Annotated in this window: 15 protein-coding genes and 3 pseudogenes; 7 read left to right on the top strand and 11 right to left on the bottom strand. The window is 56.6% G+C overall.

What is annotated here, in order from left to right; all coding sequences use genetic code 11:
* The first annotated feature begins 99 nt into the window (after nucleotides 1-99).
* From cobA to bchE, 3 genes and pseudogenes are all read left to right on the top strand, one after another.
* Nucleotides 100-968 (top strand): annotated as a pseudogene (gene cobA, locus ACZ1HV_RS12140) (uroporphyrinogen-III C-methyltransferase).
* A gap of 13 nt (nucleotides 969-981) precedes the next feature.
* Nucleotides 982-2,277, top strand: coding sequence for a cobyrinate a,c-diamide synthase (locus ACZ1HV_RS12135; RefSeq protein WP_472718214.1), 1,296 nt, complete (start codon nucleotides 982-984; stop codon nucleotides 2,275-2,277).
* Between the two features lie 119 nt (nucleotides 2,278-2,396).
* Complete coding sequence (gene bchE / locus ACZ1HV_RS12130) at nucleotides 2,397-3,944, top strand: magnesium-protoporphyrin IX monomethyl ester anaerobic oxidative cyclase (RefSeq protein WP_472718213.1); 1,548 nt, start codon at nucleotides 2,397-2,399, stop codon at nucleotides 3,942-3,944.
* A gap of 79 nt (nucleotides 3,945-4,023) precedes the next feature.
* Here bchE and ACZ1HV_RS12125 read toward each other — a convergent pair whose 3' ends face one another.
* From ACZ1HV_RS12125 to ACZ1HV_RS12080, 10 genes and pseudogenes are all read right to left on the bottom strand, one after another.
* A complete protein-coding gene (locus ACZ1HV_RS12125; RefSeq protein WP_472718517.1) occupies nucleotides 4,024-4,323 on the bottom strand; it encodes a cyclic nucleotide-binding domain-containing protein in 300 nt (99 codons plus the stop codon).
* A gap of 125 nt (nucleotides 4,324-4,448) precedes the next feature.
* Nucleotides 4,449-4,619 (bottom strand): annotated as a pseudogene (locus ACZ1HV_RS12120) (hypothetical protein); the annotation flags it as partial.
* Between the two features lie 153 nt (nucleotides 4,620-4,772).
* Nucleotides 4,773-5,546 (bottom strand): precorrin-4 C(11)-methyltransferase, encoded by a 774-nt coding sequence (gene cobM, locus ACZ1HV_RS12115; protein WP_298817897.1) that lies wholly within the window; start codon nucleotides 5,544-5,546, stop codon nucleotides 4,773-4,775.
* Nucleotides 5,543-7,437 (bottom strand): annotated as a pseudogene (gene cobJ / locus ACZ1HV_RS12110) (precorrin-3B C(17)-methyltransferase). The gene cobM and the pseudogene cobJ overlap by 4 nt, the downstream one beginning before the upstream one ends.
* Complete coding sequence (gene cobI / locus ACZ1HV_RS12105) at nucleotides 7,407-8,132, bottom strand: precorrin-2 C(20)-methyltransferase (RefSeq protein ID WP_472718212.1); 726 nt, start codon at nucleotides 8,130-8,132, stop codon at nucleotides 7,407-7,409. The pseudogene cobJ and the gene cobI overlap by 31 nt, the downstream one beginning before the upstream one ends.
* Complete coding sequence (gene cbiE, locus ACZ1HV_RS12100) at nucleotides 8,129-9,328, bottom strand: precorrin-6y C5,15-methyltransferase (decarboxylating) subunit CbiE (RefSeq protein ID WP_472718211.1); 1,200 nt, start codon at nucleotides 9,326-9,328, stop codon at nucleotides 8,129-8,131. Before cbiE ends, cobI begins: the two co-directional genes overlap by 4 nt.
* The gene (locus ACZ1HV_RS12095; RefSeq protein ID WP_298965053.1) at nucleotides 9,325-9,588 is read right to left on the bottom strand and encodes a hypothetical protein; all 264 of its coding nucleotides are present in this window, start codon (nucleotides 9,586-9,588) and stop codon (nucleotides 9,325-9,327) included. The genes cbiE and ACZ1HV_RS12095 overlap by 4 nt, the downstream gene beginning before the upstream one ends.
* Before the next feature lies 1 nt (nucleotide 9,589).
* Nucleotides 9,590-10,246, bottom strand: a complete 657-nt coding sequence (locus tag ACZ1HV_RS12090) for a precorrin-8X methylmutase (protein WP_472718210.1) — start codon at nucleotides 10,244-10,246, stop codon at nucleotides 9,590-9,592.
* Between the two features lie 10 nt (nucleotides 10,247-10,256).
* Nucleotides 10,257-11,342 carry a sirohydrochlorin chelatase gene (locus tag ACZ1HV_RS12085; RefSeq protein WP_298982914.1) on the bottom strand — a complete coding sequence of 362 codons (1,086 nt, stop codon included), beginning with the start codon at nucleotides 11,340-11,342 and terminating at the stop codon, nucleotides 10,257-10,259.
* Nucleotides 11,339-11,641: a DUF6732 family protein gene (locus ACZ1HV_RS12080; RefSeq protein ID WP_472718209.1), complete on the bottom strand. Its 303-nt coding sequence runs from the start codon at nucleotides 11,639-11,641 to the stop codon at nucleotides 11,339-11,341. Before ACZ1HV_RS12080 ends, ACZ1HV_RS12085 begins: the two co-directional genes overlap by 4 nt.
* 402 nt (nucleotides 11,642-12,043) lie before the next feature.
* On the opposite strand from ACZ1HV_RS12080, the gene ACZ1HV_RS12075 reads away from it, so the two are divergent.
* Complete coding sequence (locus ACZ1HV_RS12075) at nucleotides 12,044-12,562, top strand: glycine cleavage system transcriptional repressor (protein WP_472718208.1); 519 nt, start codon at nucleotides 12,044-12,046, stop codon at nucleotides 12,560-12,562.
* Between the two features lie 70 nt (nucleotides 12,563-12,632).
* Nucleotides 12,633-12,947, top strand: coding sequence for a DUF1905 domain-containing protein (locus ACZ1HV_RS12070; RefSeq protein ID WP_298965062.1), 315 nt, complete (start codon nucleotides 12,633-12,635; stop codon nucleotides 12,945-12,947).
* 17 nt (nucleotides 12,948-12,964) lie between these two features.
* Here ACZ1HV_RS12070 and ACZ1HV_RS12065 read toward each other — a convergent pair whose 3' ends face one another.
* Nucleotides 12,965-14,257 carry an Hsp70 family protein gene (locus tag ACZ1HV_RS12065; protein WP_472718207.1) on the bottom strand — a complete coding sequence of 431 codons (1,293 nt, stop codon included), beginning with the start codon at nucleotides 14,255-14,257 and terminating at the stop codon, nucleotides 12,965-12,967.
* A 421-nt stretch (nucleotides 14,258-14,678) separates the two neighbouring features.
* On the opposite strand from ACZ1HV_RS12065, the gene ACZ1HV_RS12060 reads away from it, so the two are divergent.
* Nucleotides 14,679-15,467 (top strand): ABC transporter permease, encoded by a 789-nt coding sequence (locus tag ACZ1HV_RS12060; protein WP_472718206.1) that lies wholly within the window; start codon nucleotides 14,679-14,681, stop codon nucleotides 15,465-15,467.
* The gene (locus ACZ1HV_RS12055; protein ID WP_472718205.1) at nucleotides 15,464-16,123 is read left to right on the top strand and encodes an ABC transporter ATP-binding protein; all 660 of its coding nucleotides are present in this window, start codon (nucleotides 15,464-15,466) and stop codon (nucleotides 16,121-16,123) included. The genes ACZ1HV_RS12060 and ACZ1HV_RS12055 overlap by 4 nt, the downstream gene beginning before the upstream one ends.
* The last annotated feature ends 16 nt before the right edge of the window (nucleotides 16,124-16,139 follow it).

Raw genomic sequence — 16,139 nt, 5'->3', positions numbered from 1 at the left:
ATTGCGCGCTCGTCAATATGTACGCGATGAAATGTCGTATTCGGGCCGATTTTGATCGTGGAATCGCTTGGCGCTTCCGTGCAAGACAGATAAACAGGGATGATGAACGCAGAGAGCGACAACAACAGGTTGCCCAAAGGCTTACCGGAGTTCGAGCCGGGATGGGTCTGGTTGGCTGGTGCCGGTCCGGGGGATCCCGGTTTGCTGACGTTGCATGCCTTGAACGGCCTGCGGCAGGCGGACGTGGTTGTCTATGATGCGCTTGTCGATAGCAGCATTCTTGCCTGGGTCAAACCGGATGCGGTCACGGATTTTGCGGGAAAGCGTGGTGGCAAGCCCAGTCCAAAACAGCGGGATATCACCCTGAAGCTGATCGATTATGCGCGCCAGGGCAAACGGGTCCTGAGGCTGAAGGGGGCGACCCGTTCGTTTTCGGCCGTGGGGGTGAAGAAGCGCTCGGACTGGTGGAGGCGGGGGTTCCGTTCCGGATCATACCAGGCATAACGGCAGGTATCGGCGGTCTTGCCTATGCTGGAATTCCGGCAACACACCGTGACTGCAATCAGGCGGTCACGTTCCTCACAGGACATGACCAGTCCGGACTGACCCCGGATGCAATCAACTGGGAGGGCATCGCCAGGGGCTCTCCGGTTATTGTCATGTATATGGCGATGAAGCATCTGGAAACGATTGCCGGAAAACTCATGGCGGGCGGCAGATCTGCAGCCGAGCCGGTGGGCATTGTCTGTAACGCCTCACTTGACGGTCAGAAAATCCTCGAAACCAGCCTGGGTCGATGTGCCGAAGACGCCAAGGCCTCGGGGATGGCACCGCCGGCAATTGTGGTTGTCGGTGAGGTCGTGCGGCTGCGCAACGGCCTTGACTGGCTTGGAGCATTGTCCGGCAAGGTGCTGGATAGCGACCCGCTGGGGCTGCGGTCCGACCGTCGTTCGGCCGATGCCGGTTGAAGCTGGATCCGTCATGACAAAAGGACTGATGATTGCTGCGCCGTCATCGGGTGCCGGCAAGACAACTCTGACGCTGGCGTTGTTGCGCGCCTTGAAGGACGCTGGCAGGGCGGTCGTCTCTGCCAAGTCGGGGCCCGACTATATCGACCCGCGCTTTCACCAGGCAGCCAGTGGAAAGCCTTGCGTTAATCTGGACGCGTGGGCCATGACACCTGAAACGCTCAGTTACCTGGCGCTTTCTCAGGCAGGTAGCGCCGATCTGATGATCGTGGAGGCGGCCATGGGCCTTTTCGACGGTGCTGCGAGCGGGAAAGGTTCTGCGGCAGATCTTGCCGTTGAACTCGGCATTCCAGTCGTGCTTGTCATCGACTGTGCAAAACAGGCTCAGTCGGTTGCCGCTCTTGTTCACGGCTTCCGCACTTTCAGGTCAGACATCGATTTGGCAGGTGTCATCTTGAACCGCGTGGGCAGTACCCGGCACGAAAAGATGCTGCGCGATGCGCTTGCTCCTCATGAGGTCGAGGTGCTGGGGGCCGTCGAAAAATCGGGCGCTCTCAGTCTTCCCGAACGCCATCTTGGACTTGTGCAGGCAAACGAGCACCCGGACCTGGAGGCTTTTTTAAAAGGGGCCGCAGATATCTGTCGTGACAGGATAGATCTGGAACTGGTTTTTAAAAAAGCAGCCCAACTGAAGGGCGTGGAGCGGCGGTTAGGCGATCTTCCGGAGCCGCTTGGTCAGCGAATTGCCGTGGCGCAGGACGTTGCCTTTGCTTTTGCCTATCCGCATCTCTTGAACCACTGGCTGGCAAGCGGAGCAGAGCTTTCCTTCTTTTCACCGCTCGCCGACGAAGCGCCGGACAAAGATGCGGATGCGATTTTTCTTCCTGGCGGCTATCCGGAATTGCATGCGGGGAAACTTGCCGGCGCGGCGTGGTTTTTCAGCGGCATGTCTGAAGCGGCAAAGGCCGGGCGTCTCATCTACGGTGAATGCGGTGGCTACATGACGCTCGGCGACGGGATGATCGATGCTGAGGGCACCCGTCACCGGATGCTCGGACTTCTCCCGCTGGAAACGTCGTTCAAGGCGCGCAAGAGGCACCTCGGATACCGCAAGCTTCGACCGCTGAACGGTTCTCCCTGGACCCGGCTCCTCACGGCGCACGAATTTCACTATGCAAGCATCTTGTCGGAAGGAAAGACCACACGGTTGTTTGCCGCCGAAGATGCCGCCGGAAATCCACTTGGCGATCTTGGACAGAACGTGGGGTCGGTCAGCGGTTCCTTTGCACATGTAATCGCCAGCAGTTGAGTGCTGCCGACAGCTGCACAAAATCTCGCCGGTTCTCCTGAAAACTTCGACAGCTGACGCAAAGCGTCTGCAAGACCGGATGCGCCTGATGGTGCGGGGCGCAATGGAGAACCGGTTAAATGAAAGTGCTCATCGTCAATCCGCCGCATACTGCCATCGGCAGCCGTATACCTGATGACCATCTGCCACCGCTTGGACTTCTTTCCATCGCGGGACCCCTGATCGACGATGATCATGAAGTGGACTTTCTCGACGCGGAATTCGGCCCATTGCCGATTTCTGACATCGTGTCGGCCATAGAAAGATCGGGCTGCGAAGCCCTGTTGCTCGGCCATTCCGGGTCAACGTCCGCTCACCCGACAACTGCGGAAATTGCAAGGCGTGCCAAGGAGTGCCGCCCCGGACTGATTGTCATCTATGGCGGCGTTTTCCCGACCTATCACTGGCGGGACATCCTGCGCGAAGCACCGGAATTCGACATTCTTGTCAGAGGCGAAGGCGAGGAAACCTGCCGGCAGCTTGTCAATGCTCTTGGCCGAGACCAGCCGATTGCCGGCATCAGAGGCTTAGCGTTCCGAGCCGATGGGGAGATTGTCTCAACACCGCCCCAACCGATGATCCGTGACCTCGACGCCTACCGGATCGCCTGGGAACTGATTGATTTTGAACGTTACTCCTACTGGGGTGGAAAGCGCGCAGTGGTCGTTCAGTTTTCAAGGGGATGCCCGCATCCTTGTACTTACTGTGGCCAACGAGGGTTCTGGACCCAGTGGCGACATCGCAACCCGGAAGTCTTTGCAGCGGAATTGGCCTGGCTTCATCGCAAATACGGCATAGAGGTTTTCAATTTTGCCGACGAAAACCCAACGTCTTCAAAGAAAATGTGGAAACGGTTTCTGGAAGCGATCATCGCGGAGAATGTCGAGATCACTTTGGTTGGGTCAACGAGAGCCGACGATATTGTTCGCGATCGCGACCATCTACATCTTTATAAGAAAGCTGGCGTCGAACGGTTCCTGATGGGTATGGAGCACACGGATGAGAAGGTTCTTGCCAAGATCCGTAAAGGCGCGACACCCAGTACGGATCGTGAAGCAATCCGGCTCATGCGGCAGCACGGGATGCTGTCCCTGGCAACCTGGGTGGTGGGTTTTGAAGAGGAACGGGATAGGGACTACTGGCGGGTTCTGCGTCTGCTGCTCAGTTACGATCCGGATCAGATCCAATCGCTTTATGTGACACCGCATCGCTGGACCCCTCTGTTCGGCGATATCCGGCACCGCCGGGTCATTCAGCTGGATCAGCGCAAGTGGGACTATAAACATCAGGTTCTTGCCACACGGCATGTTCCTCCGTGGCGGGTGTTCCTCTGGGTGAAAACGATCGAATTCATCGTGCAATCCCGTCCGCGTGCGCTCTGGCGGCTTTGGACGATGCGCGACCCGAAGCTCAGGCATGCCCACAAATGGTACTACGCAATGGGCCGCAGGGTGTGGATACACGAAGTCCTTGGATTCGTGTTTCGCGACAAGCGGATCAAGGATGGGCCGAGTGTTGCCGAATACTGGGGTGAAAATCATGAGAACGAAGAGGCGTTGTCACGAGGCCGGTCAGAGATTTCTTCGCCTCCCACGCTAGAACCAGAGCGCTTGGTCGAGGCAAGTTAGGTCAAGCGAATGACCTGACAATAGTCTTCGTATTAGTGGCCTCCGAAACCGACAAACGCGGGAGGTCAATGAGGTTGGTTCAGGGCAGACGGCACCGGGTTTCGTCCCGTTCGATCCTCTTGCTCTTGTCGAGCAGCGCGAGTGCGCGATAACAAGCCTCATGCGAAAGGCCGAGTGTCCGGGAAACATCTTTCCAGGAAAGATGCGGGTCGCGCCAGCCTTCCGCATCCGGCGGCAAGGACTGAATATAGGAATAGACCCTGTCGTCGGCGCGTTTGATGTTGCGCAACTCGATCTGGTTGCGCAGGCTGCGGATCTGGTGAGAGTAGGCTTTGAGCACCAGCATGGCCATGGCCGGGTCATTGAGTGCTTCCAGCACCGCTGGCTTGTCGTAAGCCGTGCAGCGAACGTCCGTTTCACCAACCGCATCGCAATGGTAACGGTCTGAAAAAGGGAAGCCTCCGCGAAGAGGTCTCCTGGATCGGCGCGCTGTACGACAAGTTCCTGGCCGTTTTCAAGGATACGAACCATGACCAGACGGCCTGTCCGTACAAAAAACACACGCTTGACCTGATCGCCCGACCTGAAAAGGAAGTTGTGTTTTTTCAGTGCTACATCAGTGGCTTGCAAGCCGGCGGCGTCAAAAGCCGTGCGTATGTCTTCCTGGCCACTCATGAACAGCATACCTCGCGTGCATATGATTAGGATCATATACCTTTTGCGACAAGTTTGCGAGACTACACGAGAAAGGCCCCATCGGTCGGCGTGAAGCAACTGGTGCCGTAAAACTCAAAAACGGCTAGAGCCAAACCTGTCACCGGAACAGCTTCACGCCTTGGCCTTCTTTTTGGGTCTCAAAACGTGAACATGATCGGCGTCGTAGAGCGCGCTGTCGCGGAAGTCTTCGCCGGGCTTCAAGGCGTGACCGACAAATATCAGGGCGGTTCGGGTGATTTTAGACGCTCGAACCTTTGCTGCAATCGTCGACAAGGTGCCATGGATGAAGCTTTCATCCGGCCATCCGACGCGAAAGGCAACAATCACAGGGCAGTCCGGACCATAGTGCGGTGTCAATTGCCGCTCGATTTCGCGCAGGTTTCTGACAGAAAGGTGTATGGCAAGTGTGGCGCCACTTCGGCCGAGCGTGTCCAGGTCTTCATTGTTCGGCATGGCGGATGACTGCATGGCCGTTCTGGTGACAATGACTGTCTGCGCCACCTCGGGTATGGTCAGTTCGGTCTTGAGGGCTGCTGCAGCCGCTGCAAAGGCCGGTACGCCCGGCGTCACATCGTAGTCGATGCCAAGGGCATCAAGGCGCCGCATTTGTTCAGCGGTCGCGCCATAAATGGACGGGTCTCCGGAATGTACGCGGGCGACATCCTGGCCCTTGTCATGGGCAACCTTGATTTCCTCAATGATCTCATCGAGCGTCAACGGCGCGGTATCAATGACCCGGGCACCCTCAGGAGCTGCTTCAACAATCTGTTCCGGGACCAGAGACCCGGCATAGAGGCAGACCGGGCAAGACTGAATGATCCTCAGTCCTCGAACGGTGATGAGGTCCGGATCGCCCGGACCAGCGCCAACAAAATGAACAGTCATGCCTGGTCTTCCGCTTCAGTGTTGTGTGAGCTGTCGTCTGCCGGTGACGGCGTATCTTGAGAGACCTCAGCCGGCTTGGGAGCATCGATGCGTTTTGAGTAGCCGCGCGGCGTATAGACGAAGGGATGACCGTCGCCGCGCAACACTGAGCGGGTGGTTGAAGAACCGACAAGCACCGTCGTCAGCATATCAACATCGTCAACGGAAAGTGCTTCCAGCGAAAGCACTCTGATCGTCTCATCCGGGCGGCCGAGATTGACACCGAGAATAACCGGTGTTGCACCCGAGCGATGCTCCAGCAGAATCTCCTTGGCTGCGGCGAGCTGCGTGCGCCTGCGCTGCGACACGGGGTTGTAGAACGCGATCACGAAGTCGCCTTCGGCGGCGGCCTTGAGGCGTTTTTCAATGACTTCCCACGGTGTCAGCAGATCGGACAGGGAAATTGCGCAAAAGTCGTGACCGAGCGGGGCGCCGATCAAAGCCGAACAGGCCTGCAGTGCTGATATACCCGGCGCGTTGGTGATCGTAACGCGTTTTGCCGCATCGGAGACACCGCCAAACTCTTGGTCCCGGTGCAGCAATTCGTAGACAAGCGTTCCCATCGCGTAGATGCCGGCATCACCGGATGAGATCAGTGCAACGTTCTTGCCCTTGCCGGCTTCCTCAAGTGCAAACCGAACCCGGTCTTCTTCTGCGCCAAGTGGAAAATTATGATGGGTCTTGCCGGTGATGTGCTTTTCGATAATATCGAGATAAAGCGAATATCCAACCACATCCGATGCCTCGGCAAGCAGTTTGGTTGCCTGCGGTGTGCGCCAGTCGTCCTTGCCGGGCCCGATGCCGATCACCGACAGGTGCCCTCTTGCCTGACCCACAGCCGAAGTGTCGATTGCCTTCGGAGATCTGGCGATGGCGCAGGTCGCATTTTTGGTTTTTTGCTTTTCAACCGTCAGCGCTGCGAAGGGACCGGCAGCAGCAAGCGCGCCACCTTCCGCAACGCCATAGCAACCCACCTCATCGAAGACCACATTGGAGGGGTTTTTCAGCCGGGGTGTTTCACGCTGAAGTTCCACTGCGGAAAACAGTCGCACCGGTACGCCCAGATGTTCAGCCAGATCGTTGACGGCAGTCTCATCGGCCTTCAGGTCAATTGTTGCGACACACGCAACGGCTCCACTGGCGATTTTAGCTTCGGCGAGCTGTGTGTCGACAAGGTCGATAAGCTCCTGGCTCGCACATCCTCTTGCGCAACCGACGCCGACGGCAAATTTCTGCGGATGGTAGACCAGCCGGGTCGGACCGCTTTCTTCCGGCTGCTCGCTGGCAACGAGGGATATAGCCGCATCGTCCGAGTGTACAAGTTCAGCTTCCGACAACCAGTCCGCATTGCCTTCCAGGCGAACCGAGGCGCCTGAGATAAGCTCGGCCATGACAGGTTTGGCATCTTCAGGGTTGATCAGCCGCCAGCCGGAAGGGGGGCATCAAGCGCAACACCAAGCTTAAGATCGCCAGCGGTGGTGATCGCAGCATGGCCGCGAAGCCCGCGGGCCAACACACGGGCGAGCTCGTTGGCACCCCTGTGACCGCCGAGCAACGGCACAATGCTCGAACCATCTTCTGATATGGCAATGACTGGAGGTTCCGAAGTCTTGTCCGACAGGACCGGGGCCAATGCGCGGATCAGGATGCCGCTCGCGCAGAAGCCGACGATCGGATGACCTGCCTTGAACAAAAGCTGGATGTGCTCGATGGTTTCGTTGAACTGGGTATCGGCCATCGGTACACGGCCCGCCAGACCATGAATGCGCGCGGTCGAAAAGCGTTTGGCAACGTCTTGTGCCGTCTCATAGCCGGTCTCGTTCAGGACGAGAAGGATGGGGGAAGCGTCCACGCTTCGTCTCCCTTGTAGATAAGGATCATTGAAAAGTAGGGTGCGGTTTCCGCCTCTAGGTCAACAAGACGGTGAACCTTTTGTTCGGGAAGGCTCGCACGTTCCACATAGCCGGCGCGATCGAGCAATCCCATTTCGGACAAAAGCGCCTTCAATCTTGCCAGGTGCCGGCCGACTTTCATGATGGCGACAGCCTGAGCCTCTTCGACCTTGCGCCGGATCTCACTGTCTGGAAGGGGCCCTGGAATGATGGTCAGTACGTCGTTTCGCGATGTCAACGGGCGGCCGAGCTGCGCCGCACAGGTTGTCAGCGATGTGACCCCTGGCACGATTTCGACCTCGAACCGATCGGCCAGACGCTCAAAAAGATACATGAACGAGCCGAAGAAAAACGGGTCGCCTTCACAAAGTGTGACGACGTCAAGGCCACTTTCAAGAACTTCGGCAATATCTTCAGCGGCTTTGTCATATATCTCCTTGGCTGGAAACCGGTCCACGCGCATGGGTACGATGATTGGAATTTCCCGCGTGTCTTTGCCGATCACGCTGTCGGCTATCGACCGCGCGAAACTTGTTCCAGAATCAGGGGCTGGATACGCCACCACCTTTGCCGACGAAATCAATCGGTGTGCCTTGAGGGTCATCAGCTCCGGATCCCCGGGGCCAAGGCCGACGCCATACAGCTTGCCGCTCATGATTTGGTGACACTCCACTGGGTAACGGTCATCTGCGGACGCCACCCTGTCAGGCTACCGACGGCGCTTGCCTTCTGTACGGAAAGCCTTTTCAAGTTTCCTCCAAGGGTCTGATATGCCTCCAGCAGCACAGCTTCGCTTTCCAGGGTGACTGCGTTGGCCACAAGCTGTCCGCCTGCTTTCAGCGCGTCCATGGCCGCTGCAACGATGCCCGGGGCTGTGAGACCTCCGCCGATGAAAACAGCATCAGGCTCAGGCAAATCGGCCAAACCTTCCGGCGCAGACGCGTCCTTGAGCTCAAGATGCGGTACGCCGAGTGCGAGCGCATTGTCTGCTGCCATTTGCCGTCGTCCGGCATTTGGTTCCAGCCCTATGGCTTGCGTTCGATCTGCTGCGCGCAGCCACTCGATGGCAACTGATCCGCAACCCGCACCAATGTCCCAGAGGAGAGCACCCGGATAGGGTTTCAATTCGGCAAGTGTCGCCGCGCGGATATCCTGTTTGGTCATCTTTCCGTCGTGACGAAAGGCGTCGTCGGCAAGGCCGGCTGTCCGGCCACGGAACCTTACGTTCGGGTCGGCAATAACATTGAGCGCAAGCGTGTGGAGGTCAGCAACCGCGTGGGACCAGCCCTCCGCCGTGCCACGCACAATGCGTTCGCTAGCACCACCAAGGTGCTCCAGAACGGTCAACTCTGTTCGCCCGTAACCTTCGTCAGCCAGTATGTCGGCGACCTGGCGCGGCGTATCGCTGTTGCTGGTCAAAAGCAAGATACGTGCACCCGGATAAAGAGCTGCCCGTACCATGTCGACGGGCCGGCCGTGTACCGACAGGCACTCGCTCTCCTGAAGAGACCAGCCCATACGCGCGGCGGCCAGCTGGAAAGCGGAAAGAGAAAGCAAGACCCTCATTTCGCCCGCTGGAAAGTGTCTCAGAAGCGACGCGCCAATTCCGAACCACATCGGATCTCCGCTTGCGAGAACGGCAACGTTCTTGCCGGAAAGCTGCTTCAAGTCCTCATAGACATCGGCGAATGGGCTGGGCCAGGACCTCGTCTCGGTACCAGCCGGGACGTTTGCCAGCGCCAGATGACGTTTGCCGCCGTAAACAAGGTCAGCCTGGTCGAGTGCATCTCGCCCGCCCGGAGCCAGAGCTCCATCTTCGCCTATTCCGATCAAGGTCAGCCAGGAAGTCACTCTTCTTCCTCCAGGCCGTAGGGTCTTATGTAAGGCCTTAAGGAAAGGTCCTTTGGTTTCCCGTCTTGCGGCAGCACAACCTGACGCCCACCTCTGGATCGATGATGCTGTTGTTCAGTTGAGATTGCCGCGCCGATGCCAGAGCCTTTGTCCGGTAATGGCGCTGCGGCACTGCCGGGCCGTGACAGAAACCCGCGAGAGCGCATAGGCCCTTGTGTTCCGACCGATCTGAATTTGGGTTTCCCGGTTTCGCCGCTCAAGTTACGCTTCCTCCGGGAGACCGGCGGCAAGTGCGTTCACCGCTGCAGCAGCCATTGCCGATCCGCCACGCCGACCGGCAACAGCAAGAAAGGGGATTTCAAAAGGATTGTTGACCAATGCGTCTTTGGATTCTGCCGCACCGACAAAACCAACCGGAAATCCCAAGATTGCAGCCGGGCGAGGCCCGCCATCAGCGATCAGTTCGAGCAGATGGAAAAGCGCCGTCGGTGCATTGCCTATGGCCACGATCGCCCCGTCCAGTCGGTCACGCCACAATTCCACGGCAGCTGCCGATCTGGTTGTTCTGAGCTGTTTGGCAAGGTTTGGCACCTGTTGATCGTTCAGGGTGCATATCACCTCTGACCGACCCTGAAGCCGGGACTTAATGACGCCGTGAGAGACCATTTCCACATCACAGAACACAGGTGCTTTGGCAGCAAAGGCAGCATGTGCAGCGTCAAGAATATCGCTCGACCAGCGCAGGTCCTTTGGCAGATCCGTCATGCCGCAGGCATGGATCAGGCGGATGGCCACCGGATGCAAGGGCTCCGGAAGGCCGGCGAAATCGGTCTCTGCACGCACTGTCGAAAAGGACTGGCGATAAATCGCCGCAGGATCCTTTTCATAGTCGTAGGACGGTTTCGTATCCGTGCTCACAGCCCTGCGCTTACCCTTCCCGGTTCAAAGACTTTGGCCCGTGCGGATGATCCGCGTGAGGATAGGGATGGTGATGATGATCGTGGTCATGGCTGTGATCATGCCCATGCCCATGCCCATGCCCATGCCCATGATCATGGTGATGATGATGGCTTGCAGCACGGACCTGCTTCTCGCAGGCACCGGTGCAGATTTCATCGCAAAGCTGACATTCTGCTTCCGCACCAAGGCCTTCCACGTGATGGTGATGGCTTTCTTGCGCCAGCCCGACCTCTGCTTCAAAGCCAAGTACCTGTTCGCGGTATTTGCACATTTGACAGTTCATCAGGTTGGCGCCTTGCAGAATTTCCTGCACACGGTCCGCCATTGTATCGATGACTTGCGGATGGTCGTTCAGATATCCGGCCTTGATGAATTCGATGTCCGGATGGTTGGCGGCAACCTCATCGGTGTTCGAATAGATCCTTTGAACAAGGACCCCGGTGAACAGGAAATACGGGAAGACGATGATGCGCTTGTATCCAAGCTTGGCAGCGTGTTCGAGACCAGCGCCGACAAGAGGAAATGTCACACCGGAATAGCAGGTTTCCGCCCAGCCGAAACCGAACCCTTCCCAAAGGAGGCGTGTGATCTTGGTGACGTTCGAATTTGCGTCAGGATCCGATGCCCCGCGGCCAACCACCATAAGCAGCGTTTCATGCAGCGGGACGTCGCCTTCCGCCGCATCGATGGCTTCCTGGATGCGCGCACCAGCAGCCTTGACCATGCGCGTATCGACCGCAAGTTCCCGGCCATAGGAGATCTTCATTTCCGGGTGCATTGCCTGATAGGTGTTCAGCACCGAGGGAATGTCGTTTTTGGCGTGGCCTGCCGCAAAAAGCATTCCGGGAACGGCCAGAACGTGCGTGCACCCTTGTTCGCGCAGCTTGGTCAAACCGTCGTGGATGACCGGATTGGCAAATTCCAGGTAGCCATATTCCACCGGCCAGTCTGGAAAGCGCGCCCTCAGCCCTTCAGCCAATTGGGCAAACTGTTTGACCGCGCCTTTGTTGCGGCTGCCATGGCCGCAGATCATCAAACCGAGTTTTTCACTCATTGAGCAGCTTCCCCGGCATTTTCCGTGTCTTCAACGTCCGTATCAGCCGGATCTTCGGATACCTTCTGTTTGCGGTCCTTCAATGCAACAAGACCGGCAACCAGAGCAGCGCCGGCAATTGCTGCGACCCCAATCCAGTGGGAATGTCCGGCGAGTTCGCCAAGGTGACCACCGTGCGCTAGCGCAGACGTCGGTAACATGGCTGCGGTAAGGCCGGTTAAAACGGTCCGGTGAAACATCTCTCTCCCCTCAAAAGGCAGGTTATCGTCGACGATTGTGGTGGGGATGAAAGCAAACACACGCTGGGCTCCGGCGCATCACCGGATCATCGCTTGTGCCTTGGACAGCTCCGACATTGGTCCCCTGTTTGGGTCAACCGCATTCGGAATCGCTCTCAGTCCCCTTAAAAGGACGCCGTCAGGTCGCGGCACATTAGGGGAGGGGCACAGGAGGATCAAGCGCGAATGCGACATCTTGAGACGCATACGGACAACTTGTGAAAAATGGCCGGAAATAGCTTATGTGAATATCAGACGTTCCATCTGAGGGCGTGAGCCTGAGGGGACCAAAACGAACTTAGGAGAGTTGACGGCTCCATGCCGTGAGCGCCATATGACACTAGGGCGCTCTGGCAGCATGTGTTCAGCTCGCCGGAGTTGTCAGGATGCCGGAATGCGGCTTTGAACTGGAGCACTTGGAAAATGCAGACCCATCTCGTTTTTACGGTGATTGCCAAAGATCGGCCAGGGCTCGTGGAACGCATGGCTGAGGTCATTGCCGGACTGGGCGGCAATTGGATCGAAAGCTCCATGGCACGGCTTGGAGGTGAGTTTGCCGGTATTGTTCGCGTTTCCATCACCGGCGACAGTGCAGGTGAACTGGTAAATCAGCTCAAAGCGCTTTCCGAAGATGGTATCGACATCACGCTGCGCTCTGATAAGGCCGGTGATGACGCGCCGGCGGGCACCTCTGCGCATCTTGATCTGGTGTCACAAGACCATCCCGGCATTTTGCGCGATATCAGCAGTGTCTTGAGTGACAAGGGCGTTAGCATCGAAAACCTGGAGACGGAAGTTGTCTCAGGTTCCATGCAGGGCGAAGCCTTGTTCAAGGCTTCCGCCGATCTTCGGCTGCCCGCGGGGCTCGATCCTTCCGACTTGAGCGATGCCTTGCAGGAAACGGCAGGCGATCTGATGGCCGATATCAACTTGGTGGACTGAGCCTCCGGCAGCTTGAAACCACTCCCGAACTGCAAATCAAAACACACCAGGAATTTTTTCGGAGCGTTTCATGCTTGATCGCTTGTCCTTCTCTGCATGCCTTTGGGTCTATCCGGGCAAGGGTGGCTGGACGTTTGTGACACTGCCAAATGACTGTGCCGACCAGATTCGTTTTGTGAACGGGCACGGCAAGGGCAAGGCCTTCGGCATGGTCAAGATCAAGGCACAACTGGGGTCAAGTGTCTGGAATACGACTATCTGGCCAGACAAAACCTCCGGGTCCTTTCTTCTGCCCGTCAAATCAGCCGTGCGTAAGAAAGAGAAGGTTGGTGCCGGCGATAAAGTGGAGATTGATCTGACGCTGCATTCACTGCCGGACCTTTGAGGGGGCACCATCCAGGATCAGGCGGCGAGTGCCCAATCACTGGCATCTTCGCGCGCTCCGATAAGTGCAAGACCGTTTGCGACAGAGGTGAGTTCATTGCCGCCGGAGATCCTGTCAAGGCCAAAGCGCTCGCTGAACTGCCGTCGTACGGCCGGAACAAACGACGTTCCGCCGGTCATGAAAACCCGATCGATGTCACTATCCTGAAGTCCGGCTCTTTCAAGCGTTCTGTTCAGCACCAGATCCATTCTCTTCAGATCCGGAGCAATCCAGCTTTCAAAATCCGAACGCGTTATCCGCGCTCTGAAATTGCTTCCAAGCGGGGTGAAAGAAAGCTCGGCCTCGTCTCGTTCTGAAAGCTGCGCCTTGGTTTCTGAAACGGACTTGTAAAGCGGATAGCCCTGGTCCTCCTCAACGAGATCAATGAACAACTCGATCTTGTCTGGTTCCAGGCACCAGCGGAGCAATTTCTTCATTTCCTTGAAATCGTCGGAAGCCTTGAAGATTGACAGCATGTGCCAGCGTGCAAAATTCGAAAAAAGGTTGGGGGGGATCTCGAGGACCTTGCCCATGCTTTTATAGGCTGACCCTTTGCCGAGTTCTGGCAAGACGACATTGTCGATGATGCGGTAGTCAAACGTGTCGCCGGCGATGCCGACACCGCCGCGCCCGAGCGGCGTCGCCTTCATGTGCCCTGCCTGCGTTTCGAACCGCATCAAGGAATAGTCCGTCGTGCCACCGCCAAGATCGGTCACGAGAATGGTCGTGTCCTCACGAAGCGACTGTGCATAGGCAAAAGCCGCACCGACCGGCTCCATCACAAAGAGAATGTCGTCAAATCCGAGCCTCTGAAAAGCTCTCCGGTATCTGGCCATGGCAAGCTGATCGTCTGGCTTGTAACCTGCAAACTCCACCGGTCGCCCGACGACAAGCCGGGTCGAGGCCGGGTCAATAACAGTTCCCGAGCGCTCAAAAGCGCACTTCAAAAACGTTGCCATCAGCGCTTCGAAATCAAAGGGTATGCCGTAAATCCCCGTCCCCTTGAACGTCGCGCTGGCCGCAAAGGTTTTGAGCGACTGGATAAACCGCACATCCCCAAAACTCTCCAGGAATTGCCTGATCGCCCAAGGCCCAACCTCCGGATGCGGCGCCTTCGCCGCCCCCTTGTCGAGAAAACTCAGAACAGTCGGCAGGGAGGTAAAGGCATCCCCGCGATCAGTGAAGGAAACAGGAGTTGTGTGTGCCGGACCTCTGGCGGTTGCGGCCACGCTATTCGAAGTGCCGAAATCAAGTCCGATTGTCTGACGCATAGCGGCAATCCCTTGCACGCGCATTGGAAGCGGCGTTGTGGTTGCAAAGACTATGTATGGAATTCGAAATGACCGAGTTGGATACGTGGTATTGGCCCGCAATGCAAGAGCAGGATGAAAGGGAATTGGGAACCTAAATGCTGAGCCCGCATATGTCACCGGAGGAATGCCTCGTGACGACGTCTTGAGCTGCGGTGACACATGGGGAGACGATCTCAGAACTGCGACTCTATGGCGGATCGCAGGTGCGAGTCTGGTGGTTCTATGTTGTTGTTTGTCTTTGTAGTATGGTAAAAACTGCATGCACAGAGAGGTCAGTCGCGACGGAGACCCAAAATGGCCACAGACAGGTGTTTTGCAGGTAAGCCGAGCAACGGTAATTGGAATGCAGTGAAATTTCCTGAGACCCGCGATCAAGCAGATGTATTCTGAAACCTTACAAAAGAGCCTCAAGCGACAGTTTTCCATAACTTTTGCGCTCATCGTTCGTGAGATGACGACCCGTTATGGCAACAAGTTCGGCGGGTACATGTGGGCTGTTCTGGATCCCGTCCTGACAATCGCAATTCTGACCACGGTCTTCTCCGCGATCGCTCACATTCCCCCATTGGGCCGCAGCTTCACGCTCTTCTTTGCCACAGGGTACGCGGCTTTCTACATGTACCGGTCAACGTCGGACCAGGTGAGTGCCGCCGTCGAGGCAAACAGAGCGCTATTGAGCTATCCCGTGGTCAGACCCTATGACGCAATCCTTAGCCGGGTCCTTTTGCAGTTGGTAACGCTGTTCGTTGTAAACGCCCTGCTGTTCGGTGTCTTGTACCTCACGGTCCCTTTTGAAAAGATCAATCTGGGGCCGATTTTTCTGGCGTCGTTGATCGCCATTGGCCTGGGGGCAGGAGTGGGCACTGCGAACATCGTCTGGTTTCATTTGAACAGTACTTACCAACAGATCTGGGGCATCATCAACAGACCTGCCTTTATTGTTTCAGGTGTGTTCTTCCTTCCGGAATCGATTCCGCACCCCTTTAGGGAATATTTGATGTGGAATCCGTTGGTTCACATTATTGGCCTGTTTCGAACCGGCTTTTATCCGACTTACCGCGCCGGCTATGTGAGCATGCCTTATATTGTTGGTCTGGCCATCTTTTCGCTCGTTTTTGGATTTGTTCTTGTTTGGTTGTTCGATGCACGATTGCGAGAACCGAAATGATCCGCCTTGACCAGGTTACAAAAAGCTACAAGCTCAAGGGTGAAACACGTTACATTGCCAAGGATGTGTCGTTTACCATTCCAAGAGGCGACAGCATCGGGCTTCTGGGACGCAACGGCGCCGGAAAATCGACGCTATTGAAATTGATAGCGGGTACGATCAAGCCGACGTCGGGCCGCATCATCCGCATGGCAAACGTGTCTTTCCCGTTGGGGTTCCAGGGCAGTTTCAACGGGTCGCTGTCAGGTGAACAGAATGTACGTTTTGTTGCGCGGATATATGGCCATGACACGCAGGAGCTCGTAGAATACGTTCAGGATTTCGCCGAACTTGGAAAAGCGTACTACATGCCGGTCAAGAATTACTCCTCGGGGATGAAGGCGCGGCTTGCCTTTGGTGTCAGTATGGGTATTGACTTTGACTATTACCTGGTTGACGAGATCACTGCAGTTGGAGACATCAACTTTAAGAAAAAGTGCAAACGGGTTTTTGAAGAAAAACTTCTGAATTCGGATATTATTATGGTGTCGCACTCAAATGGAGCTTTGAAGGATTACTGTTCGACCGGAATTGTTCTTGAAGATGGTTCCTTAACATATTTTGCCAATATTGATGATGCCATCAAAAGGCATGATGAAAACATGGCACGCCGCTAGGCCGGCTCGTTTATTT

The organism is Roseibium sp. JB4-4, from assembly GCF_055693425.1.
The sequence above is the reverse complement of the archived record's forward strand: the minus strand, read 5'-3'. Positions and strand labels throughout refer to the sequence as shown.